The 20,898-nt window shown below is 63.0% G+C and carries 23 protein-coding genes and 1 other RNA gene; 11 read left to right on the top strand and 13 right to left on the bottom strand.

All coding sequences use genetic code 11. The features are described from left to right. The 4 genes from HY921_09055 to HY921_09040 all read right to left on the bottom strand — a co-directional run bounded on the left by HY921_09055 (position 1) and on the right by HY921_09040 (position 4,284). Positions 1-1,608 carry a glycosyltransferase family 39 protein gene (locus HY921_09055; GenBank protein MBI5631018.1) on the bottom strand — a complete coding sequence of 536 codons (1,608 nt, stop codon included), beginning with the start codon at positions 1,606-1,608 and terminating at the stop codon, positions 1-3. Positions 1,609-1,676: 68 nt separating this feature from the next. Next, positions 1,677-1,973 (bottom strand): hypothetical protein, encoded by a 297-nt coding sequence (locus HY921_09050; protein MBI5631017.1) that lies wholly within the window; start codon positions 1,971-1,973, stop codon positions 1,677-1,679. 125 nt (positions 1,974-2,098) lie between these two features. Next, the gene (locus tag HY921_09045; protein ID MBI5631016.1) at positions 2,099-3,340 is read right to left on the bottom strand and encodes an MFS transporter; all 1,242 of its coding nucleotides are present in this window, start codon (positions 3,338-3,340) and stop codon (positions 2,099-2,101) included. After that, positions 3,325-4,284, bottom strand: a complete 960-nt coding sequence (locus HY921_09040; protein MBI5631015.1) for an aldo/keto reductase — start codon at positions 4,282-4,284, stop codon at positions 3,325-3,327. Before HY921_09040 ends, HY921_09045 begins: the two co-directional genes overlap by 16 nt. A 65-nt stretch (positions 4,285-4,349) precedes the next feature. Between HY921_09040 and uvrB the strand changes: the two genes are divergently transcribed. The 8 genes from uvrB to HY921_09000 are packed head-to-tail and all read left to right on the top strand — an operon-like array spanning position 4,350 to position 12,623. Then, the gene (gene uvrB, locus HY921_09035; protein MBI5631014.1) at positions 4,350-6,347 is read left to right on the top strand and encodes an excinuclease ABC subunit UvrB; all 1,998 of its coding nucleotides are present in this window, start codon (positions 4,350-4,352) and stop codon (positions 6,345-6,347) included. Between the two features lie 41 nt (positions 6,348-6,388). Continuing rightward, positions 6,389-7,234: a carboxylating nicotinate-nucleotide diphosphorylase gene (gene nadC, locus HY921_09030; GenBank protein ID MBI5631013.1), complete on the top strand. Its 846-nt coding sequence runs from the start codon at positions 6,389-6,391 to the stop codon at positions 7,232-7,234. After that, the gene (locus HY921_09025) at positions 7,231-7,776 is read left to right on the top strand and encodes a biotin--[acetyl-CoA-carboxylase] ligase (GenBank protein MBI5631012.1); all 546 of its coding nucleotides are present in this window, start codon (positions 7,231-7,233) and stop codon (positions 7,774-7,776) included. The genes nadC and HY921_09025 overlap by 4 nt, the downstream gene beginning before the upstream one ends. Continuing rightward, entirely contained in the window at positions 7,757-8,584 is an 828-nt protein-coding gene (locus HY921_09020; protein MBI5631011.1) for an SDR family NAD(P)-dependent oxidoreductase, read from the top strand. The genes HY921_09025 and HY921_09020 overlap by 20 nt, the downstream gene beginning before the upstream one ends. A gap of 47 nt (positions 8,585-8,631) precedes the next feature. After that, positions 8,632-9,102 (top strand): transcription elongation factor GreA, encoded by a 471-nt coding sequence (gene greA / locus HY921_09015; GenBank protein ID MBI5631010.1) that lies wholly within the window; start codon positions 8,632-8,634, stop codon positions 9,100-9,102. A 12-nt stretch (positions 9,103-9,114) separates the two neighbouring features. Further along, positions 9,115-10,152, top strand: a complete 1,038-nt coding sequence (queG, locus tag HY921_09010) for a tRNA epoxyqueuosine(34) reductase QueG (GenBank protein ID MBI5631009.1) — start codon at positions 9,115-9,117, stop codon at positions 10,150-10,152. Further along, on the top strand, positions 10,145-11,440 hold the full coding sequence (locus HY921_09005) for a BamA/TamA family outer membrane protein (GenBank protein MBI5631008.1): 1,296 nt from the start codon (positions 10,145-10,147) through the stop codon (positions 11,438-11,440). The genes queG and HY921_09005 overlap by 8 nt, the downstream gene beginning before the upstream one ends. A 19-nt stretch (positions 11,441-11,459) precedes the next feature. Further along, on the top strand, positions 11,460-12,623 hold the full coding sequence (locus tag HY921_09000; GenBank protein MBI5631007.1) for a hypothetical protein: 1,164 nt from the start codon (positions 11,460-11,462) through the stop codon (positions 12,621-12,623). 2 nt (positions 12,624-12,625) lie between these two features. On the opposite strand, the gene HY921_08995 is transcribed toward HY921_09000, so the two are convergent. From HY921_08995 to HY921_08975, 5 genes are all read right to left on the bottom strand, one after another. Next, complete coding sequence (locus HY921_08995) at positions 12,626-13,411, bottom strand: hypothetical protein (protein ID MBI5631006.1); 786 nt, start codon at positions 13,409-13,411, stop codon at positions 12,626-12,628. A 20-nt stretch (positions 13,412-13,431) separates the two neighbouring features. Continuing rightward, complete coding sequence (locus tag HY921_08990; GenBank protein MBI5631005.1) at positions 13,432-13,740, bottom strand: 4Fe-4S dicluster domain-containing protein; 309 nt, start codon at positions 13,738-13,740, stop codon at positions 13,432-13,434. Further along, on the bottom strand, positions 13,741-15,039 hold the full coding sequence (locus tag HY921_08985) for an FAD-dependent monooxygenase (GenBank protein ID MBI5631004.1): 1,299 nt from the start codon (positions 15,037-15,039) through the stop codon (positions 13,741-13,743). Next, positions 15,036-15,407: a response regulator gene (locus tag HY921_08980; protein ID MBI5631003.1), complete on the bottom strand. Its 372-nt coding sequence runs from the start codon at positions 15,405-15,407 to the stop codon at positions 15,036-15,038. Before HY921_08980 ends, HY921_08985 begins: the two co-directional genes overlap by 4 nt. A 174-nt stretch (positions 15,408-15,581) precedes the next feature. Next, positions 15,582-16,454, bottom strand: a complete 873-nt coding sequence (locus HY921_08975; protein MBI5631002.1) for a tetratricopeptide repeat protein — start codon at positions 16,452-16,454, stop codon at positions 15,582-15,584. Positions 16,455-16,504: 50 nt separating this feature from the next. On the opposite strand from HY921_08975, the gene tilS reads away from it, so the two are divergent. Beyond that, positions 16,505-17,293, top strand: a complete 789-nt coding sequence (gene tilS, locus HY921_08970; GenBank protein MBI5631001.1) for a tRNA lysidine(34) synthetase TilS — start codon at positions 16,505-16,507, stop codon at positions 17,291-17,293. Here the strand turns inward: tilS and HY921_08965 are convergent. The 4 genes from HY921_08965 to ssrA form a co-directional block, all read right to left on the bottom strand. After that, positions 17,218-17,817, bottom strand: a complete 600-nt coding sequence (locus tag HY921_08965; protein MBI5631000.1) for a peptidylprolyl isomerase — start codon at positions 17,815-17,817, stop codon at positions 17,218-17,220. The genes tilS and HY921_08965 overlap by 76 nt on opposite strands. Then, on the bottom strand, positions 17,817-18,395 hold the full coding sequence (locus HY921_08960; protein MBI5630999.1) for a hypothetical protein: 579 nt from the start codon (positions 18,393-18,395) through the stop codon (positions 17,817-17,819). The genes HY921_08965 and HY921_08960 overlap by 1 nt, the downstream gene beginning before the upstream one ends. A 7-nt stretch (positions 18,396-18,402) precedes the next feature. After that, positions 18,403-19,398, bottom strand: a complete 996-nt coding sequence (gene sppA / locus HY921_08955) for a signal peptide peptidase SppA (protein ID MBI5630998.1) — start codon at positions 19,396-19,398, stop codon at positions 18,403-18,405. A 13-nt stretch (positions 19,399-19,411) separates the two neighbouring features. Further along, positions 19,412-19,778, bottom strand: a transfer-messenger RNA (tmRNA) gene (ssrA, locus tag HY921_08950). Between the two features lie 82 nt (positions 19,779-19,860). Here ssrA and HY921_08945 point away from each other — a divergent pair. Together HY921_08945 and HY921_08940 are read left to right on the top strand one after the other, a co-directional pair. Further along, complete coding sequence (locus HY921_08945; GenBank protein MBI5630997.1) at positions 19,861-20,610, top strand: winged helix-turn-helix transcriptional regulator; 750 nt, start codon at positions 19,861-19,863, stop codon at positions 20,608-20,610. Then, positions 20,610-20,873 carry an STAS-like domain-containing protein gene (locus tag HY921_08940; GenBank protein MBI5630996.1) on the top strand — a complete coding sequence of 88 codons (264 nt, stop codon included), beginning with the start codon at positions 20,610-20,612 and terminating at the stop codon, positions 20,871-20,873. The genes HY921_08945 and HY921_08940 overlap by 1 nt, the downstream gene beginning before the upstream one ends. Positions 20,874-20,898 lie beyond the last annotated feature (25 nt).

The following is a 20,898-nucleotide window of genomic DNA, read 5'->3' as shown; positions in this document are numbered from 1 at the left end:
TCAGTCGGAGGGATAGCCGTTCTTCTGCAAAAGATACTTCAGCCGCGCTTTTCCCTCCGGATCGCGGCTTAAGTCGTAGAGAAAAATGGAATTGCCCGCGGCAAAGACTGGCGTGCGGGATTTGAGCCAGGAAAATCCCTCCCGATCAACGAAGTAGAGCCCCTGCAGGTTGGTGGCGGAAACAGCCAACAAGTCTGGCTGGGGAGAACTCGGCGCCAAGCCCTCCCGCCTTTCTACCGGGCTTACGCAGCCGAGGGGGACGTAGCGCAGGCCGTAGTAGGAGGGATCGGCAGTGCCGAAATAGGAAAGGACGATGGGAGGACTTCCACGGCGGGCGATCTCGCGGGCAAGCCCCTTCAAGCCCTGACCCCAGTCCAGGTTGGAGTCCACCAAATAGCGGTAGCCTTGCCCGGGCGGCACGAGCTCATTGAAATACGCGAGATGGTCGGGATGGGCCTTGAAGACGCTGGCCGCCAGCCAAAAGGCCGCGAGGCCGGCCAAAGCCCGAGGCCAGTACGGGCGGCTCCAGGCCCAGAAAGCCCCGCGGGCGCCCAACACTATCATGAACGGGTACAGGGGCAGGATATGGCGGTAGCCGATCTGCGTTCGAGAAATCGTCGCCGCGGTGAAAAAAACCGCTGGTGGAAGCAAGAGCCAGAGCTCCCCTCCTCGCCTCCTCTTGAGGCTCGCCACAAGTCCAGCCGAGGAAAAAATGAGGAGCGGCAAGGGCGTCTTCCAAAGAAACGCCGCCGGAAAGTACAGCCAGAAGCCGGACGTGGAATAGTCACCGCTCAGGAAAGTGGCCCGCCCCTCTCCCAACCGGGCGAAAGTCGCCCTCAAGCCTTGCCAATACGCGCCAAGACCCTGGAATCGGTAAACGACAAGAAGAATCATGAGCGCCGAAGCGCAAAGCCCCAGGAGCTTCCAGCCGCGCCTGCCCTCGACGCGCCCCAGCAAAGACTCAAGACCCAGTCCCAAAAGCAGGACGGCGGGCATGATGATGAGGCTGAACTTGGAGGCCAGCCCCAAGCCCAGGCAAAGCCCGGCCAGCATCCACCGGCCTTGGGAGCGCCGCGCCATTGAAAGGAGCCAACAGGTCAGAAAAAAGAACACCGCGGCCGGCATGTCCGTGGTCACCAGAGCCGCGTTCGAGATCAAGGGCGGGCTCAAAGCGAGAAGGAGCGCCCCGGCCCAGAGCCCGGCGGGGCCCCCGAGGCGCAGGGACCACTCCAGGACGCCCCAGGAGAGAAACGTTGGCCAGGTGAGCAGGCACCAAAAACGCGCCGTGTCCAGAAGCCTCTCGGCCGGAAGGGAATTCTTGTAGAGAAAGAGGTCTCCGTAATTATAGAGCCGCCTTTCCCGCCAAAACGCATGATCGAAAAAGGCCCGGGGCCCGTGAACCAGGAGAGGCAAAGCGGCCCAGAGCTCGCCAAAGGGCGGGTGGTTCTCGTCGTTCAAGCACTGGCCGGGCCGCAGGAGGCAGGAATAGCCCGAGACCAGGTGGACCGGCTCGTCGAAAGTGGGGGCCGCGCTTCGGATAAATCCCCGACCCAGCCAAACCATGACCAGAACCGATCCCAGCCACGCCGCGAAAAATTGACGGGACATGAATTCGGTGACAGTTACCGATCTCGCGAAAGTATACTTAATTGCCCTTTCTGGCAATTAAGTAACTGTCACCGAACTTTAAGGTTGCGCTCTACGGCGGCGATTTCCTCGAGCTGTTCGCGGCGCTTCTCGATCATGCGGGTGCTGAGCGGGATCACCTTGCTTTTCTCGATCTCGAGCATGACGTCCTCGGTTCGCTCAACGTGCGCCAGCCCGCGGCCTTGGTAGGTTCCCCGGAGCCAATCACCCAACTCGCCGAAGAGATCCCAATCGCTGAAGAGCTCATCAAGCAGGACCTTGAGGACCAGGCCCAACCCGACGAGCCCGATGCTCAAGGTGATGACGAATCTGAGGTAGTATTCCATGTCTTTGTCCTCGCCATTATTTTAGCGGCCAAGCCCAGGCCCCGGCAGGGCCTAAAGGCCCGCACCCGGATGAGAAAGGGCCTACTCGATTATAGGACTAAAGTCCTACCTTTTGGGGGGATCATCTAGCTGATCGGCAAAGGCGGGGGCTCGGGGGCGTGGGGGCCGGGGGGCCGGCGCAGGAGCTCCGGGAGGCGCTGAAGGTTCCAGGCCCCGAGCAGGACGCAGAGCAGGCCCTGGGCCAGAACCACCCGGGTGACTCCCGCCGAGGAAGCCAGCCCCCCGACGAGAAAGCTCCCCAGGGGCGAAAGCCCGATGAAGATCATGGCGTAGAAGCTCATGATGCGGCCGCGGAAAAAATCGCTGGAGAGATCCTGGAGCAAGGTGTTGACCCCGGCCAATATCTTGATGGCGGCCCAGCCTATCAGCCACAGGAAGAAGCAGGACAGCCACATCTTATTCGAGAGAGCGAGCCCGCCCAAGGCCACGCCGAAGAGGACCAGGCTTTTGGTGATGACCTCGCCCAGGCCCTTGGCGTTGGGCCGGCGCGCCAGAATGAGGGCGCCGCAGGTGGCCCCGAGCCCCGAGGCCGACGACAATATCCCCAAGCCCTTGGCCCCCGAGCGCAAAACGTCCTCGGCGAAAACCGGGAGCAGGACGTAGATGGGGAGCCCGGCCAGGCTGAAGAGGATGAGCAGGAGCAAAAGAATCTTGATGGACCTGTGGCCCGCGGCGTACGCCAGGCCGCTTCGGATCTCCTCCATGACGGATTTGGGCGCCGCCGCCCTTTTCTGGGCGATGTCGGTGATGAAATGAAGGGCCGCGATCACCGTGATGAAGCTCGCCGCGTTGAGGGCGAAGCACGGCCCCTCCCCCATGGAGCCGATGATGAGCCCGGCCAAGGCCGGGCCCAAAATCCGCATGGCGTTGGTGATGGTGGAGTTCAAGGCGATGGCGTTGTGGCGATGCTCGCTCGGCACGAGCTCCCCGATCAGGACCTGCCGGGCGGGCATGTCGAAGGCGTTGACGAGGCCCTGGCAAAAAGCCAGGGTAAACACGTGCCAAACCTGGATGCGCCCCAGCCACACCAGAACGGCCAGGACCGAGGCCTGGACCATGGCCAAGAATTGCGTCCAGCGCAGGAGCTTCACGTGGTCCGCCTGGTCCACCACGGAGCCAGCGTAGAAGCCGAAGAGAAACACCGGGAATTGCCCCGCGAAGGCGCTCAGCCCCAGCATCATGGGATCCTTGGTCAGGCGGTAGATGAGCCAGGACTGGGCCGTCTGCTGCATCCAGGAGCCGCACAAAGATATGGTCTGCCCGAAGAAGAAGAGGCGGAAATTCCGGTGGCTTAATGAGCGGAACATAGGCGGGAAGCCTTCTCCAAAAAAGCGAGAGATTGGGCGCTCAAAGGCCGGGCTTGAAGATTTTCCTTCAGCTGCTTGGAGGTGCGCGCGCCGACCACCGCCGAGGCGACCCCCGGGCGGGACATAAGCCAGCCCAGGGCCGCCTGGGCCGGGGTCAGGGTCTCGAGCCGGGCCACTTGCTTCAAGACCGCGACCAGTCCCTCCAGCCGCCCTTCCGCGAGCCTGGGAAAGGCCGCGTCCGGGTCGCGCCGGCGCCCTTCGGGGCGCGGGCCGCCGTGGTATTTCCCGCTCAAAAGGCCGCCTCCCAAAGGGCTCCAGGCCAGAATTCCAACCTCGTTTTCAAGGCACGCGGGGAGCAAGTCCTCCTCGATAAAGCGGCTGGCCAGGCTGTACTGGACCTGGTCGAATTCGAAGCGCGCCCAGCCCCGCTCCGCCGCCGGGGCCAGGCATCGCCCGAGTTGAGGGCCCGAAAAATTCGAGCAGCCCAGGACCCGGACCTTGCCCTGCCTGCGCAATATCTCGAAAGCCTCGAGGCTTTCCTCTATAGGGACCTCCAGGTCCCAAGCGTGGGGCATGTACAAATCCACGTAGTCGGTCCTCAGCCGAGCCAGGCTCTCCTCGAGGGCCTCGAGGATGCGCCGCCGAGACAGCCCTCCCGAGGACGGGTCCCCCGGCCGCATCTCCCCCAGCACCTTCGTGGCCAGGAGCACGCGGGAGCGGCGCGGACCCAAAATGCGCCCCAGCGTGGACTCGGAAGCTCCCCGGCCGTAGATGTCGGCGGTGTCGATGAGGTTGACCCCGAAGTCCAGCGCCATATCCAGGAGGTTTCGAGCCTCCCTCTCGTCCAGGGCCCCGACCCCGTGCCAGTCCGCCCCGAAATTCATGGTGCCCAGCGCCAAGGCGCTGACTTTGACGGCACTGCGGCCTAGGGAATTGAGCTTCATTAAACAAAGGCCGGTGCCAGGCACCCTTTAGGAGCCAGGCACCGAGAGGAAGTATAATATCTAATATGTCCCCATTCCGGCTCAAATCCCAGTTCACCCCCGCCGGAGACCAGCCCCAAGCCATCGCGCAGCTCATCCGGCGCGTCAAGGAAGGCGCTCCGGCCCAGGTCCTGCTGGGGGTGACGGGCTCGGGCAAAACCTTCACCGCGGCCAATCTGATCCAGGCCTTGGACCGGCCGGCCTTGGTCATTTCCCCCAACAAGGTCCTGGCCGCCCAGCTCTACGCCGAGTTCAAGGCCTTTTTCCCGGAGAACGCCGTTGAATACTTCATCTCCTATTACGACTATTACCAGCCGGAGGCCTACATCCCCTCGACCGACACCTACATCGAGAAGGACTCCTCCATCAACGACCGCATAGACAGGCTCCGGCTCAAGGCCACGAGCTCGCTTCTCGCCCGCCGGGACGTGATCGTGGTGGCCTCGGTCTCCTGCATCTACAACATCGGCTCCCCCGAGCATTTCCGCGGCCAGAGCGTGCCCCTCGAGGCGGGCTATAAGACCTCACGATCGGACCTCATCCAGAGCCTGGTCAACATCCATTACGAGCGCAACGAGACGGAGTTCACCCGGGGCAAATTCCGGGTCAAGGGCTCGGTGGTGGACATCTTCCCGGCCTACATGGAGACCGCGGTCCGAGTGGAGCTGGGCGACGAGGCGGTGGCCTCCCTCACCGAGTTCGACCCCCTGACCGGGGCCAAGCTCAAGAGGCTCGAGCGCGAGTGGATTTACCCGGCCAAGCACTTCGTCACGGAGGCCGAAGAAAGGGCTCGAGCCATCGAGTTCATCTCGCGGGAGATGAAGGAGCAAGTGGAGCATTTTAAGTCCCGCGGCAAGCTCCTGGAGGCCCAGCGCCTGGAGCAGAGAACGCGCTACGACATGGAGATGCTGCGCGAGATGGGCTTCTGCCACGGCATCGAGAACTACTCCCGGCATCTCTCGGGCCGCGAGCCGGGGGAGCGGCCTTACTGCTTGATCGACTACTTCCCCAAGGACTACCTCCTTCTGGTGGACGAGTCCCACGTCACCGTCCCCCAGATTCGCGGGATGCACGAGGGCGACCGCGCGCGCAAGCAGACCTTGGTGGACTTCGGCTTCCGCCTGCCCTCGGCCCTTGATAACAGACCTCTTAAATTCGATGAGTTCGAGTCCCTGGCGAGCCAGGCCTTGTACATCTCCGCCACACCCGGCCCCTACGAGCTCAAGAAGGCCAAGGGAGAGGTGGTCGAGCAAATCATCCGCCCGACCGGCCTGGTGGACCCCGAGGTCGTCATCCGGCCCACCGAAGGCCAGCTGGGCGACCTGATGGTCCGCGTCCGGGAGAGGGCCGAGAGAAAAGAGCGCACCTTGGTCACCACCTTGACCAAGCGCACGGCCGAGGATTTAAGCTCCTATTTGGCCGGCAAGGGCCTGCGCGTGCGCTACCTGCACTCCGACATCGAGTCCCTGGAGCGCATCCAAATCCTCCAGGAGCTCCGGCAGGGCAAATTCGACGTCTTGGTCGGCATCAACCTCCTGCGCGAGGGCCTGGACCTGCCCGAGGTCTCCTTGGTGGCCATCCTCGGGGCCGACCACGAGGGCTTCCTGCGCTCAGAGACCACCTTGATCCAGATCTCGGGCCGCGCGGCCCGCAACGTGGGCGGGCAGGTGGTCCTGTACGCCGACGAGCGCACCGGCTCCATGGACAGGGCCCTCTCCGAGATGAACCGCCGCCGCAAGAAACAGCTCGAGCACAACCGCGCGCACAAGATACAGCCCCGGACCATAGTCAAGGCCGTCCAGGAGCTCGAGGAGTTCCAGACTTCGGCCAAGCGCGAGGGCCTCTCCCTCCTGCGCGAGACCTCGCGGGCCCTCACTCCCAAAGACGTGCCCATCCTGGCCGAGGAGCTGGAGACCCAGATGAGACAGGCCGCCGACAACCTTGACTTCGAGCTCGCCGCCGCTTTGCGCGACCAGCTGTTGGAACTGCGCGGCATGGCCGCGGTTCGGCGCAAGAATAAATGAACTATGTCCGGACACCCGGTATTCGGCGGAGGAATAAACGGATGAACAAAGAGCTTCTCGCAGCCGCCAAAAGACTCATCCGCGAGGCCCTCAAGGAGGATTTGGGCTCCCGTGGGGATATCACCACCCGCTTCTTGGTGCCCACCGGAGCCAGGCTGTCGGGCGCGGTCGTGGCCAAGGCCCCGGGAGTAATCTGCGGGACCGAAATCGCCCGGGAAGTGTTCCGGCGGGCCGCGCCCGGCTGCCGGATTGAGATGCTCGCCCGCGACGGGGCTGAAGTGCGGACCGGGCAGGCCGTAATGAAAATCTCCGGTGGCCGCGCGGTCCTCTCCGCGGAAAGGACCGCGCTTAATTTCCTCCAGCGCCTCTCGGGAATCGCCACCGCGACGCGCGGCTATGTCGAGCGGGTCCGGGGCACCCGGGCCAAGATCTACGACACGCGCAAGACCCTCCCGGGCTGGAGGATTTTGGAAAAGTACGCGGTCCGCTGCGGCGGGGGCTTAAACCACCGCATGGGCCTCCACGACGCGGTTTTGGTCAAGGACAACCATTGGACCCGCTGCCCGGACATGGCCTCGGCCGTGCGCGCCTTGCGGCGGCGCCATCCCCGAATCCCAGTGGAACTGGAGGCCGCGAGCTTGGCGCAAGTTGAAAAGGCCCTCGCCTCCAAGCCCGACATCATACTTCTCGACAACATGTCCCGCGCCGGGCTCAAAAAAGTCATCCTTCTGGTCCGCGCCAAAGCCCCCTCCGTCTTAATCGAGATATCCGGCGGGGTCTCCCTCGAGGGCCTGCGCTCCTTGGCCGAGCTCGGCCCCGACCGCATCTCGGTCGGGCGCATCACGCACAGCGCCCCCGCCCTCGACCTCAGCCTGGAAATCGAGTGAGCTTGCCCGGCATAGCGGAAATACTGCACTTGAGGCGGGCCGAGTCCACCCAGACAGTGGCCAAATTCATGGCCGAAGAAGGGGCGGCCGCCTGGACCGTGGTCCGGGCTGATTCCCAGAGCCGGGGGCGGGGCCGGATGAGCCGGCGTTGGGAATCACCGGAGGGAGGGCTCTATTTCTCCCTGATCTTAAGGCCAACATTCTCCCCTTCGCGCCTGCCCGAAATATCGCTACTGACCGCCCAAGCCGCGGCCCAAGCCCTGCGCGATTTAGCACCCCTCGACTACGTCATCAAGCCGCCCAACGACGTCCTGGCGTGCCGCCCCGGGGAAAAGCCCAGGAAGGTCTGCGGGATATTGGCCGAGGCCTCCGGCTCCTCCCGAGGCGTGGACTGGCTGGTCCTGGGAGTGGGGATCAACGTCAACAACCTGCCCAAGCTCAAGAAAGCGGCCAGTCTCAAGCAGTTATCGGGGAAGTCCTATGATTTGGACGAGGTTCTAGAAATGTTCCTGAGGAGATTCAATGCACTCTATCAAGAATAAGGTCGTCCTCGTCACCGGAGCCTCGAGCGGGATCGGCTGGGCCGCGGCCAAGGCCTTCGCGGCCGAGGGGGCCATGGTAGCCCTGGCCGCCCGGCGCGTCGAGAAGCTAAGAGAGCTCGAAGGCCTGATCGTCCGGGCCGGGGGGGAGGCCTTGGTGCTGCCTTGCGATATATCCCGCCCGGAGGAAAGCCGCGCGGCCTTGGAGGGCACGCTCAAACGCTGGGGTCGCCTCGACATTTTGGTCAACAACGCCGGCATTCTCTCCTCCGTCCCCTTCCACGAGCAAAGCCCGGAAGACATCGAGGCCATCATGCGCACCAATTACCTGGGGGCGGCGGGCCTCATCCGCGCGGCCCTGCCTCACATGCTAAGGCAAAGCTCGGGACACGTGGTCAACGTGGCCTCCGTGGCCGGCATCGTTGGATTTCCCTACATCGCGGCCTACTGCGCCTCCAAGTTCGCCTTGGTGGGGCTGACCGAGGCCCTCCGGAGGGAGTACTATGGAAGCGGGGTGGCCTTCACAGCCCTCTGTCTCGGGCTGGTGGATACCCCCATGGCCGACCAGAGCCTGCGCGACGAGGCCTTCGGCAAATGGGCCAGGCCCAAGACCGCCGAGCAGGTGGCCGCGAAAATCCTTGCCTGCTGCCGCTCGCGCGCCGCCGAAATCATCTACGCGGACGCCCCCTCCTGGTCCTATCGGCTTGCCTCGGTTCTGCCGCGCCTAAGCGACTGGATCATCCACCAAGGAGCCAAGCGCCTTCACCCGGTCGGCCGACGAGGAAACAAGACCAAAAAAGCTGAAAATTGATATAATCCGGTTTAAGGTTTGAATCAGCATTGCAACGGAGTATTCCCATGAGCGATACATTCTTGACCCGGGCGGGCTATGAGAAGCTGATCAAGGAGCTAGAGCCCCTCAAGCGGCAGAAGGCCCAGCTTTCCCAGGACATCGCGGATGCCCGCGAGAAAGGGGATTTGAAGGAAAACGCGGAGTATCACAGCGCCAAGGAGCGCCTGGGCGAGATCATGAGCCGCATCGCCAAGATCCAGGACAAGCTCCAGAACGCCAGGATCATAGATGAGCTCAAGCTCACCTCCGGCGTGGTCTCCATCGGCTGCCGGGTCACCTTGAAGGACGAGGAAGGCGACGAATTCTCTTACACCTTGGTGGGCGAGGACGAATCCGACCCGGCCGAGGGCCGCATCTCGGTCTACGCCCCCCTGGCCCAGGGCCTGCTCGGCAAAAAAGTGGGCGAGAAGGTTCAAGTCGAGCTTCCCGCCGGCCCGCGGAATTTCACGATCCTGGGCGCCGAGCCCGCGGTTTAAGCCCGCGCCCTCTTGGAGAAGCTCCTCCTATCACGAGCCCTAAAGGCCGAGGCGCGTCGGGCCGGAGCCGACCTCGCGGGCCTGGCACCCGCTCGCCCATGGCCCGAGGCCTCGGCCTACAATTCATGGCTGGAGGCCGGGATGCAGGCCGGCATGGGCTACATGGCCCGCAACCAGGAAACCCGGCAGGACATCACCCATTGGCATCCCGAGGCGAAGTCGGTCCTGATCTGCGGGTTCTCCTACGCCGACAACAGCAAGAAGGAGGCCGGTCCTGACCGGGGCCGTTTGTCGCGTTATAGTGTCCTCGCCGATTACCACGACGAACTCAAGAAAAGGATGCTGGGCCTCTTGGAATGGTTCCAGGCGGCCTCGGGCGGAGGCACCGGCCGGGTGTTCATAGACACGAGCCCGGTCCTGGAGCGCCTCTACGCGCGCTACGCGGGCATCGGCTGGGTCGGAAAAAGCACCATGCTCATAGCGCCCAAGCTGGGCTCCTACTTCTTTCTCGCCGGCCTTTCTCTGGACCGGGAGCTGGCCTGCGACGAGCCGACCCCAGACCACTGCGGCTCCTGCGATCGCTGCCTTAAGGCCTGCCCGACCGAGGCCTTCCCCCGAGAAAGGGTGCTCGACGCCAACCGCTGCATCGCCTATTTCACCATAGAGCACCGCGGGCCCATCCCGGATGGGTTTCGGCCCGGGATGGGGAATTGGATCATGGGCTGCGACATATGCCAAGAGGTTTGCCCCTGGAACCGCTTCGCCGTCCCGGGATCGGTCTTTAAGCCCGTGCTGGACTCATCCATCGCCCTCGAGGAGCTGGCCGAGCTGAGTCCCGCCGAGTTCAAGCAGCGCTTCCGGCATACTCCGGTCGAGCGCGCCAAATACCAGGGCCTCCTGCGCAACGCCCTCCTTGCCATGGGTAATTCAGGGGACCAGCGCTTCATCCCCAGCCTCCAGAAATGGGCGTCCGACCCCGACCCCGTCTTGAGCGAGCAGGCCGCCTGGAGCTTGAGAACTTTGGTAGACTTTTTCCCGCGCCATGCTTAAGAAACTCTCCGTGGCTCTGCCGGCCCTGATCCTTCCTGTCTTGGGCTGGTCCCAGGAGGGGGGGCCCCAGGATTTGCTTCCCAAGCGAGAGATGATCCAGCAGGTGGAGCCCCCCAGCCCCGAGACCCCCAAGGCTCTGCGCTGGATGCTCAAGCCCATCAAGAAAGGCATCCTGGTGCGCCTGCCCATCGTGGACACCGACCCCAACCGCGGAGTGACCGCCGGGGTAATGCCCATATGGGTGATCCAGGACGAGAAGCAGGACCTCATCAAGCATATCCACGCCCCCTCGCTTACCTATAACAGGAACTTCGGCTTCATCCCCACCTACCGCTACTACTATTACCCTGCCTCCAACGCGGCCCTGATCCTGCGCGGCTCGGCCTCGGGCCAGGCCGAGCGCGAGTTCCTGGGGCATTACGACGACGGCAGCTTCGCCGGGACTCCCGTGGACCTGGAGTTGATGCTCCAGTACAACGTGGACGCGGGAAAACGCTTTTTCGGGCTGGGGCCCGCCTCCCCCAAATCCGCCGAGTCCAACTATATCGAGGACATCATCCAATACAAGGTGGGGGCGGGACTCCCGCTGGCGCCCGAAAGCCATTGGCGAATCCGGCTGGCCGACCATCTGCAGGCCTTCCGGCTGTCGAACGGTCCCATCGCCAATCTCCCCTCCTTTTCCGCGACCTTCCCCGGAGTGGCCCCCATCCACCGCCAGCAGAGCCACGACATGCGCCTGGCCGTGAATTACGACACGCGAGACCACGCGGTGACGACCAGCCGCGGGGCCTACCTCGAGACCTTTTTCGAGTCCTCGACCCGGGATCTGGCCAGCTCCTATGACTACACCCGCTGGAGTGTGGACGCGCGCTATTTCCGACCCTGGCCCAATAGAGAGGGCAAGGTCTTGGGCATCAATCTCAAGTACGAGCAGCTCCTTGGAAACGCCCCCTTTTGGCTCCTACCCAGCCTCGGCGGCAAATACAACCAACGCGCCTACGGCGCCGGCCGCTACGTGGACCGCGGCATGATGGCCTTGAACCTGGAGCAGCGCTTCACGTTCTGGTCCGCGCGCATGGCCGGGGTCAAGACGGAGTTCGAACTGGCCCCCTTCACGGGCCTTGGGAGCGTCTTCGACAATCCCGGCAAGATGACCCGGCGCCACATGAGGCCCGTCTACGGCGCGGCGGTGCGCGCGGTGGCCAAGCCCCAGGTGGTGGGCTCCATCGACTTCGGCTTGGGCCAGGAAGGCCTGGCCGTGTTCATGGACATCAATTATTCCTTTTAAAGGAGCAAGAACGAACTCCTTGATCGACCGGCTTAAAGGCCTGGCCAAAAAATCCCTGGAAGCCAACGTCAGAACAATCCACTCCCCAGGAAGAACCCGCTCGCTACTTGTAGCCGGATCGCGGCAATTCCAGTCCGTCTGGACCCGGGATTTCTGCTTCGCGGCCGGAGGGCTTCTCGCCTGCGGCCAGGCAAGAACGGTGGCGGACACTTTGGATGAGATATTGGCGGGGCAGAGGGAAGATGGCTTGCTGCCCCGCCTGCTGGACTCGCATAGTCATTTCCTGCGTTTGCTGAGAACCACCTTCGGCCTGAAGACGCCCTTCAAGGGTGAGCTCCATGCCAATTTCATCTCCGATCATTTTGTAATTTCAATAGACTCCAACAGCCTGGTTCCTTGGACGGCGGCGCGTCTGTGCCGCGCCACACAAGATCAAAAATGGGCTCGAAAAGCCTGGCCCAAGCTCGAGAAAAGCATGCTCTTCTATGAGCCCCTCTTAAGAGAGGGGCTCATCCACCAGCCCCCCTTCTCGGATTGGAAGGACACCGTGGGCACCCGGCGCGGCGCCGTGTTCTTCACCCAAGTACTGCATTGGAAAGCCCTGGAATCCATGTCGGAACTAGCGAGCCTTCTAGGCGCGCCTGGAGAGTCCGCCGTCTGGAAGAAGAAGGCGCTGGCTTTCTCCTCCCTCCTCAACGAGAAATTCTGGGATGAGAAGGGAGGCTTCTACCGGGACAGCCTCCATTACCCGGTCTTCTCTAGCGATGGGAACCTGGGCGCGATCGTCTGGGGCCTGGCCTTCCGGGAGCAGGGGTTGACCATTCTCGAGTCCCTGGAAAGGCTCAAGCTCAACACCCCTTGGGGCCCCAGGTCATCCCAACGCTACCCGTATCGGCAGAAGGGCTGGCTGGCGCGCCTGGCCTTGGTCCACGGCTACCAGGACGACTACGTCTGGCTGTGGCAGTCGGCCCTGCTCCTGCAGGCCTACCATCGCCTGGGCCTGGAGGAAGAAAGAAACGCCCTCCTTCAGGCGCTAGGAGAGCGCGTGCTTGCCGAGGGAGAGATCGGGGAGGTCTACCGGCCCGAGGACGGAGGCCAGGCCCGAACCTGGCTTTACCGCTCGGAGGCACCCTTCAGCTGGAGTTCGGGGATGCTGTTGGAAGCCCTAGCAATTTCAGGCTGAAGTCAGAAGCGGCGGAAATCGAGACTCTCCAGGCCCAAGGCCGAGAGGACCGAAAGCTCCACGGCGCAAGCCTGGGCAAGAGGACGGTCAAAGCGCAGGGGCGCCACAAGGTCCACCTGCCTGGCGGTCAGGAAGCGGGGAGTCATGGAAAAATTGGCGGTTTCACAGTGAAGCAGGTACGGGTGCGCCAGCACCACCGTCCCAGCGCGGCCTGTGAGCTCCACGAAATCACGACACTCGCCCACAATCTCGTTTATCGGGATCTCAGTCTTGACCACGCCCTCGGGATGCTCGAGAAGACAGCGGGCGACCCTGCCCACCGAGTCGCAGGCGATGCGGGTCCCGCCGCTTCCGGGCCCCGCGTCCGACCACAGGACGAAAGTGAGAAGCCCCATCTCCGCTGTGTCGAGAAAGCGCGGCTCATGGCTTCCGTCCAAATGCCAATTCATGTCCCCCCGATTCTCGCCGGCCGGATCCCGGCTCGGGAACTTGACAATGAAGCAGTCCGACCAGGTATGCGCGGATCCGTGGACGACACGCTCGGCTCCTCCCACCAAGGCGCAAATGGCCTCCCAAGCCCTGGGCGCGAAGTCCGCCACCACGACCGAGCTTTCTCCCGGCAGAAAAGAACGCTCCTCTTTCCAGGTATTGGGGTCCTTGGGGTCATAGCCCAACCTCTGGTAAGCCCTGTCTATGAACTTGCGCGCCGCGTCCTTGGAAAAACAATTTTCCAGGGCAATATGCCCGCGTGAAAAAAAACTCCGCTTCTGGTCCTCGCTTAGGCCCATAAAACGCAAAACCCCGGGGCTCAACCGTACTTATACTTCACGCCCATGCCGCCGTCGGGCCAGTCGCACTGGATATTGTCGAAGGGGCAGAGCATGCGGCAGGCGCCGCACTCGATGCAGTTCTCGTAGTTGACGATCACTTTCTCGTGCGCGGCCTCCCACTCGTAGACCTTGGCCGGGCAGACGGTGGTGCAGGGCTTGTCCCTACAGGTCGTGACGCACGGGGCTGTCTCCGAGGAATTTCTTAAGACGATGTGGGCCACGGGGGATTTCTTCCACTCCAAGGTTCCCAACTTGGCCTCGACGGTCGTCTCTACCTTGATATCCATTTAGAGCGCCACCTTGCGCAAAGGAAACAAATCCTTCGCCACTTGGAAGAATCCCCTGCGCCTCACCAGCCCCAAGGCTTTCCTCAAATGCTCCCTCTTGGGCACGCCATCGGCGGAGAAGCGCATGTGGGCGAGCTCGCAGGCCAGTTGGGGGTAGAAATTGAGGAAGTCGGGGCTTTTCTCGATCGCATCCTCCAAGTCCCTGATCTCCTCCATGTCGGAGAGGACATAGCTCGCCTTGAGCTTGGAGACATAAGCCGAGAGGGAGGCCTTGGAGAAGTCCCCTCGCACCTTGGCCTCGATCACGGTCTCGCCGGCCAGGCGCCCCGAGGTCATGGCGAGGTTGGAGCCCTCGCGGTAGGCCGGGTTCGTCATTTGGGCCGCGTCCCCCGCCACCAGGAAGCCGTCCGCGGCCAAGGGCGGCATGGAATTGAAACCCCCCTCCGGGATGAGATGGGAGGAGTATTCCAAGGTTTTGCCGCCGGAAATCAATTTCTTTATCAGGGGGTGGCGTTTGACCAGCTCCAAATGGTCGGAGGGCCGCAAGCCCTTTTTCTGGTAGTGGGACAGCTTGCAGCCCACGCCCAAGGACAGGCTCTCCTTATTTGTATAGATAAAGACGTAGCCCAGCATCCCCAAGGTCGCGGAGCCGAACATCTCCATGGTGGCTCCCTCGCCGGGGTTCAACTGAAAGCGGTCCTCGATCACCTTGGGGTCGAGCGCGATCACTTCTTTGGCCCCAAGGGCCACCTCGGAGGGCTTGAGCTCATCGATGAATCCCGCCTTCTGGGCGAGGATGGAGTTGACCCCGTCGCATGCGAGCACAACGCGAGCTGGAAGCTCGTCGCCATCCCCGGTCTTGACGCCGCAAACCTTGCCATCCTTCTTCACGACGTCGCGCACCGCGACCCCGCTGAAAACCTCCGCCCCGGCCTCCTCGGCCTTGGCCGCGTACCATTGGTCGAACTTGACCCGGATGATGGTGTAGCAGTTGGGCACGCCCTCGAGGAACTTCAAGGACTTGTAGCCGACCGTGATCCAGGAATCGTCCGTGGTGATACAGACCTTCTGCTCCACGACCGGGCGTTCCATGGGGGCCTGGGGATCCTTCCAGAAATCGGGCACGATCTCGTGGAGCATCCGCGAGTAGAGCACGGCCCCCTGCACGTTCTTGGCCCCGGGATACTCACCGCGCTCGAGGACCACGACCTTGAGGCCAGCGCGCGCCATGGTTATGGCGGCCGAGATTCCGGCCGGGCCGGCCCCGACGATTATCGCGTCGTAGATGTCCTCGCTCACGCCGGGCGATTCACAGCGCTTTGCGCCGCCTGAACGAGGGCGTCGGCCTTGAAGGGCTTGGTCATGAAGGCGATGACCTGGGGGAACTCCTGGAAGAGGGTCTTGGAAGGCTCGAGGGCCGTCAGCACGATGATGGGCATGCTCTTGGTCTGCGCGTCCTCGGAGATCTTGATCTGGAGGGAGTAGCCGTCTATCCCGGGCAGCATGACGTCCAAGATCAGGAGGTCGGGCTTGACCCTCATTATCTCGTCCCAGGCCCGCCTGCCGCTGTCGCAGGTGCTTACCTCGAAACCGGCGCCCTCCAATGTGTATTTGACCAGGTTGAGCATCTCCGGATCGTCATCTATCGCTAAAGCTTTCTTGGCCACAATTTTCTCCTAACCAACGATATCAATTCCCTTCTCGAAGGTCAACGAAAGGCCAGGCGCTACCGCGCCTGGACGCTGCCCTTGCAGAACAGGCAGAAGCGGTCCATGCAACTGGGGCAAAAGAAGGCCCCGCATTTCGAGCATTGGTAGCTCTTGGAAACTCGGGCTAGGACTTTATTGCATTTGGCGCAGGCAGGCTCTGGCATTTTCCTCCCCCTCGAAGACAAGATAGAGATATGGCCCTTCCTCGACGGCCTTCTTGAGGCCGGGAATATCGGCCACGCGGGCCTCAGGAGCCTCTTGGCGCGGGCGGCGCAGCAGGAAAACAGGGCGATCCTCAAGGTCGCGAGCCTCGTAAACCATGGAAGGCTCCCGCCTCTCCAACTCTTTCTCCAGGATGAACAGACCTCCTACCACGGCCCCAAGCCGAGGCCCGGCGAGCTCGGAAGCAGGTCTCCGGGCATAGCCCAAGCGGAGCACTTTATCCTTACGCCGACGCCATTGGAATACGCTCATGCAAGCCAAGCCCCCAAGCGCGGCGAGGGTCGAGGCTCCGAGGAAAATGTCGCGGGCCTTGCGGCGCTTGGCCGGAACGGACTCGGTCTTACCAACCGCGACCTCCCGGCCGGGCGCGTATTTTCCCATGGCGGCGGCATAGCGGAGCATGAGCCTAGCGTCCAAGGCCGATGCCTTCTTATAGTCCGCCAAGATGTCCTGGGGCGGATATTTGAGCCCTTCCTTGGCCGTGGCGCGATTGATATACCCCGCCGAGCCTGAGGGGTGCAGCCGCACGGCCTTCTCCGCGTCGGCCAGAGCTTCCTCGTAACGACCCTCCCCCGCGTAGGCCTGGGAGCGTAGGTTGTAGGGCGAGACCCGGTCGTAGCCAAGCTCCAGGGCTTTGGTGGCGGCCTCGGCGGCGAGGCCGTAAGACCCGCTTTCTAGGAGAGCCTTGGCCCGGCGCAGAAAAACTCGCGGGTCCTGGGGCTCCTGCGCGCCGGCCAGCGATTGAAGGGCGAAGAAGAAGATGAGAAGCACAACGGGTCTCAAAAAGGTATCCTGTCAAAGGATAACAACCCCTCTCGGAGTTGTCAACACTCATGCGCAAGAAGGAATTCGCGGCCAAGATTTGGTCCAAGCTCATGACCTTCCAAAAGGAGAGGCGGCTCCTGAGTCCCGCAGACGGCGTCCTCGCCGCGGTGTCGGGAGGGCCCGACTCCGTTTGTCTGGCGCACTTCCTCGCCCAAATGGCGCCACGCTTGGGACTCAAACTGAGGATTCTCCATGTCCATCATGGGTTGAGAGGCCGCGAGGCGGACCGCGACCAGGACTTGGTCCTCAAGCTCGGCAAAACCCTGAATATCCCCGTCACGGTCGTCCACGCTGACGCCGCCCTCCGGGCGCGGGAGCGCGGCAAGGGCCTCGAAGACGCGGGGCGGGACCTGCGCTACCGGGCTTTGCGGAGCGCGGCCAGGAGATACGGCTGCGCCAAGGTAGCCACCGCCCACCAGCTCGATGACCAGGCCGAAACCGTGCTCTTGAACCTGCTGCGAGGGACCCGGCTATCCGCCTTGGCCGGGATCCCAGCCGAGCGGCCCCTGGGGCCCGGCCTTTGCGTGGTGCGGCCCCTTCTCTGCCTCAAGCGCCAGGAGATACTCGAATACCTGAGGGTCCACAACCTCAAGGCCAGGCGCGACAGCTCCAATCTCTCGGAACACTTCACCCGCAATTGGCTCAGACGCCGGATCATCCCGGCCCTCGAGAAGCGCCAGCCGCGCGCCAGAGAACATTTGGCGGGCATAGCCGCCCAGGTTCAGGGCAGCTTGTCGGCCAAGGTCACGGACTCGAGGAACACTGGATCCAAGGGCCGATCCGAGCCGTCCGACTGATCTCGCGGCACGGCCGCGATGGCGTGGGCGACCTCGAGGCCCCGCACCACCTCCCCAAAAATGGTGTGATGCCCGTTTAGATGCGGGGTCGGCGCCAAGGTGATGAAGAATTGACCGCCGTTGGTGTTGGGGCCGGCGTTGGCCATGCCCAGGAGCCCCGGCCTGTCGTAGCTCAAGGAGGGGTCGAACTCGTCGTCTATCTCGTAACCGATCCCGCCCCGGCCGTCGCCGCGGGGATCTCCGGTTTGGATCATGAAGCCTGGGATCACGCGATGGAAAAGCACGCCATGGTAGAGAGGCTCCTGCTTGGTTTTACCGTCTCGAGGATCCCTCCAGGCCTTCTTGCCGGAGGCCAGGCCGATGAAGTGCGCCGTCGTCCTTGGGGCCTTGTCCATGAAGAGCCGGACCATGATCGCTCCCTTGCTGGTCTTGAGCAGCGCGTAGCGCTGGGAGGCGGCCTGCTTCGGCGCTTGCCTTGCGCAAGCCCCAAAGGCAAAGACCGCCGCCAGAGCCGCGGCCAGCATCAGCCGAGAAGCTTGACGAGCTGCAGCATCAAGGCCAGGAGCGCGAGGGCAAAGCTAAGGAGGATGGCGCCCAATACCGCCAAATAAGGCAGCCCCAAGGTGAGCCAGGCCCGGCCCGCGCCGATATGGTAATTGTCCTGGAGGCTGCGGGCCTTGAGGCTCAGGTTCAAGAGGCCCGCCAAGGAAAAAACCGCGCTCGCGGTCCAGCCCGCGTGGGGAATAAGCCACTGGCCGACCAGAAGGAGCGGCACGCACAGGGCCCAAGAGAGGTCCGCCAAGCCCAGCATCACGAAAAGCCCTGCCGCGTTGCCCTTGATCCGGCCCATCTCGAGGATGAGGTGCAAGGTGGCGGTGAGAAGGAACCCGCAGGCCACTTCCCAGAGAAGTGCCAGCGCGCAGGAACCGGGAGAGAAGGAGAGAAACACCAGGCGCTGGCCCAAGGCCCGCGCCATGAAGAGGCTCAGGCCCCCGATGAGAAAGCACAGAATGCCGAAAGCCAGGGGTCGGCGCTCGTTGATGAGGGCCGCGGCCCGGACATGGTCCTCGAAATAATCGTAGACCAAGGAGAGCCTGTCCATGGGAGCCCTAGAGTCCCGGCCAGCGGTACTCGAGGCCCTGGTAGGCGAAGGGGAGGCCGGAAAGGAGGCCATGCCAGCGCGAGTCGAGCATTTCCACGATGCCGCTCAGCCTGTCGGTGTCGCGCTTGATCTTGGGTCGGCCCTTGATGCCGGCAAGCTTTCCCGCCAGCTCCAAAGCGTCCACGGAATCGCCCACCATGTCCACGAGATGGGCCGCAAGGGCCTGCCGCCCCGAGAAGATACGACCGTCGGCCAGGGGACGCAGCTGATCTTCGGGGATATGCCGGCCCTGGCTCACCGCGGCCAGGAACTGCTTGTAGGCGTCGTCGATCACGGCTTGCAGGATGCCGCGCTCCTCCTTGGTCATGGGGCGGGCGGGCGAGCCGATGTCCTTGTGCTTGCCGGATTTGATGGGGTCCACCTTGTAGCCGATTTTCTGGAAAAGCCCCTCCAGGTTGCCCACCGAGAAGATCACGCCGATGGAGCCAGTCAAGGTCCCGGGGTGGGCCACGATCTTGTCGCAGGCCATGGCGATGTAGTAGCCGCCCGAGGCCGAGACGTCGCCGAAGAGGGCCACGAAGGGGATGCGCTTTTCCTGGCGCACGCGCTGGATCTGGCTGTAGAGCTCCTGCACCGCCCCCACGCTCCCGCCGGGGGAGTTGATGTCGAGGACTATGGCCTTGACGCCCTTGGTCTCGGCCAAGGCCCGGATGCGCCGGGCCCACTGGTCCACGCCCTTCTCCCATATCTTGCCGCCCTCGGCGGTGTAGATGGGGCCGCGGATGCTCACCCAGCCGACTGAATCCCTCTGCGACAACGACAGAAGCCCGCCCGAGTCGGACTCGGGCGCGGCCTTGGGTGCCTGGGAGCGCAGGATCAGGAAGGCGGCCGCGGCCAAGGACAGGCCGTAGAGCGCGACCAGAAAATACATGAGCCGGCGCTTGACGCGCCGGTTTCCAGAGTGCGGCGCCTCGGGCGCCGACGCCGACTGGGCCGGAGCCATCTCATCCATAAAACGGTGGAGGCGGAGAGAATTGCACTCTCGTCCAAGTACCGTCCGCCAAGGTCCCTACAGGCTTAGTCCGTCTTGGGTTTCATCCGGAGAAAACTGCCGGACGAGTATCTCCGGACTACCCCCGTTCGGGCTTAGGATCCCCTCCGACGGGAACAGCGGGAGAATCCGCATCCTGCTCATGACGTCGGCACCCTCCAGCAGGAGTCGAGGACCGACGGGACCTACTGCGGTTTAGGCAGCGAAGGCCCAGTCACGCGCCGTTAGGCGATTCATGGCTTTTGTTTTTTGGTCGGATTTTGAACTGGCTCTGACCAACCAGTGCCTGCGACTCTTGACCCGACGATGCCTGTCGAACCTAATTCGCCCCCTGGAAGAACTATAGCAGATGCCGGGCTGTTCTTCAATACTATTGAATATTTATAGTTTATAGTTTATACTAAACTATAAACTATGAAGGGAGAAACGCGGTCCAAAATTATAAAAATCATAGAAGAGGAAGGGGCCACGAGACCGATCACTTTGGTCCATCGGTTGAAAATCACCCCCCAAGCCATCCACCGCCATCTCAAGCGCCTTTTGGCCGAAGGCGCGCTTGAGTCCCGCGGCCGCGGACCCCTAACCCGCTATTTCTTGGCCGGGCGCCCCGACCTGGAAAGAGCCATGCGTTGGTACGCCGCGGCGGGCCGCCCGGACGAAAGCCCCGCCGAGTTCATCTGCGAGACCCGTGACGTTTTTTCGGCCCGCTTGAGCCAGCTCAAAGGCGCCGATTTACCCCTCCTCATCTCGGCCGTCGGCGAAGTCGGGAACAACTGCTACGATCACAACCTCGGCCAATGGCGGGACGTGCCGGGATGCTGGCACCAAGCCCAAGCCGCCGTCGGCAAACAGTGGGTCTGCATCGCGGATCGCGGGCAGGGGATATGGCGTTCCCTGGCGCGGGTCGCCCCCGAGCTCAAGGACGAGCAAAGCGCCCTCGTCGCCGCGTTCGAGAGAACCATTTCCGGGCGGGCTCCTGAAAATAGGGGAAACGGCTTGAAGTTTGTTAAAAATATAATGACGGGAGGCGGCCGCCGGGGACTGGCCTGCCGATCGGGAAAGGGCATTGTGAATTACGGGCCGCTTGGCCCGGATTGCGAAAGGGAACTGGAAAGTCTGCCCGACTCGGAAGGCACGATCACTTTGATCGCTTGGAGCCTATAATGAAGATAAAGGTGAAGAAATACGGGGAGATTCTGACGTCGCGGCCCGCCGGGAAGGAGGCGGCTCTCGCGATGAAGGCCTACCAGAGACCGGCCGGGAACGAAAAAATAGAGCTCGATTTCGAGGGGGTGCTCTCGGTGGGCCCGTCCTGGCTCGACGAAGTGTTGAGCGCGCTGCGCCGGGAATACGGCAGGGACCGCGTCATTTGCCTTCCCAGCAAGAACCCCTCCGTCATCGAGTCCCTGAAAGTGATCGACGCCTAGCCCGGCTCTCGCCGAGCCGGAGCAC

Source organism: Elusimicrobiota bacterium, from assembly GCA_016218575.1.
GTDB lineage: Bacteria > Elusimicrobiota > Elusimicrobia > UBA1565 > UBA9628 > JACRDN01.
Note: the sequence above shows the minus strand (reverse complement) of the source record. Positions and strands in the feature narration are given on the sequence as shown.

What these genes read in the sequence shown, in the direction of transcription:
- HY921_09055 (MBI5631018.1), bottom strand. Translation starts at nt 1,608, where the DNA reads ATGTCCCGTCAATTTTTCGCGGCGTGGCTGGGATCGGTTCTGGTCATG.
- HY921_09050 (MBI5631017.1), bottom strand. Translation starts at nt 1,973, where the DNA reads ATGGAATACTACCTCAGATTCGTCATCACCTTGAGCATCGGGCTCGTC.
- HY921_09045 (MBI5631016.1), bottom strand. Translation starts at nt 3,340, where the DNA reads ATGTTCCGCTCATTAAGCCACCGGAATTTCCGCCTCTTCTTCTTCGGG.
- HY921_09040 (MBI5631015.1), bottom strand. Translation starts at nt 4,284, where the DNA reads ATGAAGCTCAATTCCCTAGGCCGCAGTGCCGTCAAAGTCAGCGCCTTG.
- uvrB (MBI5631014.1), top strand. Translation starts at nt 4,350, where the DNA reads ATGTCCCCATTCCGGCTCAAATCCCAGTTCACCCCCGCCGGAGACCAG.
- nadC (MBI5631013.1), top strand. Translation starts at nt 6,389, where the DNA reads ATGAACAAAGAGCTTCTCGCAGCCGCCAAAAGACTCATCCGCGAGGCC.
- HY921_09020 (MBI5631011.1), top strand. Translation starts at nt 7,757, where the DNA reads ATGCACTCTATCAAGAATAAGGTCGTCCTCGTCACCGGAGCCTCGAGC.
- greA (MBI5631010.1), top strand. Translation starts at nt 8,632, where the DNA reads ATGAGCGATACATTCTTGACCCGGGCGGGCTATGAGAAGCTGATCAAG.
- HY921_09005 (MBI5631008.1), top strand. Translation starts at nt 10,145, where the DNA reads ATGCTTAAGAAACTCTCCGTGGCTCTGCCGGCCCTGATCCTTCCTGTC.
- HY921_08995 (MBI5631006.1), bottom strand. Translation starts at nt 13,411, where the DNA reads ATGGGCCTAAGCGAGGACCAGAAGCGGAGTTTTTTTTCACGCGGGCAT.
- HY921_08990 (MBI5631005.1), bottom strand. Translation starts at nt 13,740, where the DNA reads ATGGATATCAAGGTAGAGACGACCGTCGAGGCCAAGTTGGGAACCTTG.
- tilS (MBI5631001.1), top strand. Translation starts at nt 16,505, where the DNA reads ATGCGCAAGAAGGAATTCGCGGCCAAGATTTGGTCCAAGCTCATGACC.
- HY921_08965 (MBI5631000.1), bottom strand. Translation starts at nt 17,817, where the DNA reads ATGCTGGCCGCGGCTCTGGCGGCGGTCTTTGCCTTTGGGGCTTGCGCA.
- HY921_08960 (MBI5630999.1), bottom strand. Translation starts at nt 18,395, where the DNA reads ATGGACAGGCTCTCCTTGGTCTACGATTATTTCGAGGACCATGTCCGG.
- sppA (MBI5630998.1), bottom strand. Translation starts at nt 19,398, where the DNA reads ATGGCTCCGGCCCAGTCGGCGTCGGCGCCCGAGGCGCCGCACTCTGGA.
- HY921_08945 (MBI5630997.1), top strand. Translation starts at nt 19,861, where the DNA reads ATGAAGGGAGAAACGCGGTCCAAAATTATAAAAATCATAGAAGAGGAA.
- HY921_08940 (MBI5630996.1), top strand. Translation starts at nt 20,610, where the DNA reads ATGAAGATAAAGGTGAAGAAATACGGGGAGATTCTGACGTCGCGGCCC.